Origin of the sequence: Burkholderia sp. LMG 13014 (assembly GCF_905232215.1) — a bacterium.
GTDB lineage: Bacteria > Pseudomonadota > Gammaproteobacteria > Burkholderiales > Burkholderiaceae > Burkholderia.
On sequence record NZ_CAJNKE010000799.1, the window covers coordinates 1 to 2,218 of the forward strand.

At 68.8% G+C, this 2,218-nt stretch carries 3 protein-coding genes; all 3 read right to left on the reverse strand.

Annotation, left to right across the window (positions count from 1 at the left end; genetic code table 11):
* The coding region (locus tag JYJ84_RS34730; protein ID WP_205190133.1) for a TolC family protein at window positions 1–843 on the reverse strand (843 nt) is incomplete at its 3' end.
* Entirely contained in the window at window positions 840–1,835 is a 996-nt protein-coding gene (locus JYJ84_RS34735; RefSeq protein ID WP_174962327.1) for an HlyD family secretion protein, read from the reverse strand. The genes JYJ84_RS34730 and JYJ84_RS34735, both read right to left, overlap by 4 nt.
* A gap of 1 nt (window position 1,836) precedes the next feature.
* Window positions 1,837–2,049, reverse strand: a complete 213-nt coding sequence (locus tag JYJ84_RS34740; RefSeq protein ID WP_034182541.1) for a DUF1656 domain-containing protein — start codon at window positions 2,047–2,049, stop codon at window positions 1,837–1,839.
* Window positions 2,050–2,218: the final 169 nt, after the last annotated feature.

Below are 2,218 nucleotides of genomic sequence, written 5' to 3' on the forward strand. Positions count from 1 at the left end.
CAGCTTCGGCAGATGCTCGCATTCGGCGACGGCCTTCGGCAGGTCGGCCGGCGAACGCGCGAGCAGCGCGGCGAGCTGGTATTGCGCGACCTTGCGGCGGCCTTCGAAGCGCGGGATATCGGCGGCGAGGGTGCGCACCTGCGTCACGCCGCGCGTCACGTCGGTCTGGTTGCCGCGTCCTGCGTCGCGCAGCCGCTGCGACAGCGCGACGCGCTGCTTCTGCAGCGCGAGCGACTGCTTCGCGACAGCCAGCTCGTCGCCGGCCGAACACGATTCGACGTAGGCGCGCACGACATCGGCGACGACCGTGATGCGCGCCAGGTCGCCGGCAGCCCTGACGGCCTCGCTGTCCGCGCGCGCGGCTTCGACGCCGCGCCGCAGCTTGCCGAACAGGTCGATCTCGTACGATACGTTGATGCCGACCGTGCCTTCGTTGACGACCGGCAGCTTGTTCTCGAGCAGGTATTGCTCGGCCGATTCCTGCGCGCGCTGCACGGCGGCTTCCGCGCCGCCCGAGAAGCCACCCTGCTGGTTCGCGACTTCCAGTGCCGCGCGCGAGCGCGCGAGGTTGGCCGCGGCGACGCGCAGGTCGGTGTTCGACTTCAGGGCATCGCGCACGAGCCCGTTGAGCACGGGGTCGTCGTAGAGTTGCCACCAGTTCCCGGGTACGGCGTCGCGCGACACGAGCGTGCCGTTCGCATCGTCGAGCGCATGGTTCGCGAGCGGTGCATTCACGTACGCCTGCTGCGGCAGCGTGTAATCGGGGCCGACGGATTTGCACGCGCCGAGTGCGAGCGCAAGCGGCGCGAGCGTCGCGGCGAGGCGCAGACCGTGCCGTTTCATTGCGATGCTCCTGCTGCGCCGGCGACCGTGCCGGAAGCCGTCGATACCGGCGTGACGGCCGATGCCGTGCTGGCGGCCGCCGCCGACGCGCCAGCGGCCGGCTTCGCTTTGTCGTCGCGGCGCGTGTCGGCTTCGCGCATCGAGACGGTCGCGGTACGGCCTGCGATCATCCGGAAATCCTCCGGCACCTCGTCGAGCACGACACGCACCGGCACGCGCTGCGCGAGCCGCACCCAGCTGAATGCCGGGTTCACGTTCGGCAGCAGGTTCGCACCCTGCGTGCGGTCGCGATCCTCGATCGCGGCGACGATGCTCTGCACATGGCCACGCAGCGTATGCGGCTCGCCCATCACGATGATGTCGACCGGCTGGCCGATGTGGATGCCGCGCAGCTTGGTTTCCTCGAAGTAGCCGTCGACGCGGAACGAATTGCGGTCGACGACCGACAGCACCGCGCGGCCGGCCGGCACGTATTCGCCGACGCGCGGCGCGCGGTCGTTCAGGTAGCCGTCTACGGGACTGACGATCGTCGTGCGTTGCAGGTTCAGCTTGGCGGTATCGAGCGACACCTGCGCGTCGGCGACGGCGGCTTCACCCTGTTCGACGCGTGTGCGGCTTTCCTCGACCTGCTCGCTCGCGACCAGGTTGCCGAGCTGCAGGTTGCGGGCATATTCGCGCTTCGCCTGGGCGAGCGTCGCGCGGCGTTGCGCGAGCGTGGCTTCGGCGAGCCGTTCCGCGAGCGTGTAGCGGGCCTGGTCGATCACGAACAGCACCTGGCCGCGCTTGACCTCCTGGTTGTCGGCGACCTGCACCGACGTGATGAGGCCTGCGACGTCCGGCGCGACCTGGATCACGTCGGCGCGCACGTGACCATCGCGGGTCCATGGCGAGAACATGTAGTAGTTGACGATGCGCCACAGCACGACGGCGGCCACGATGACGACGATCAGGGTGAGCAGGATTTGCCCTGCCGAGAGCCAGGTTTTTTTCACGTTAGGTAGCCGCGAGATGGTGGGAAACGATCACGACGGCGGCAAACACGAACACGTAGATGCCGAGGTCGAAGATCGAACGGTGCCAGACGAGGCGGTAGAAGCCGACGCGCTCGAGCACGGCGCGCACGACGATGTTGATCAGGTAGGCGATCAGCATCAGTACGAGCGGGGCCGGCACGAATACGCCGAAGATGTCGATTTCGCCGATCATGGTCGCAGTCGGAAAGACGGATGGGAAAGCGGGATCATGCGCGTGCTCCGTCCGACGCCTGCGGCGGCTGTCCCGCCGCGGCCGGATACAGCGACAGGCGCAGGCCGACGAGCGCGTGCAGCGTGTCGCGCAGCCGGCGATGCGTGGCGGGCGTGGCCGGTGCAGCGGG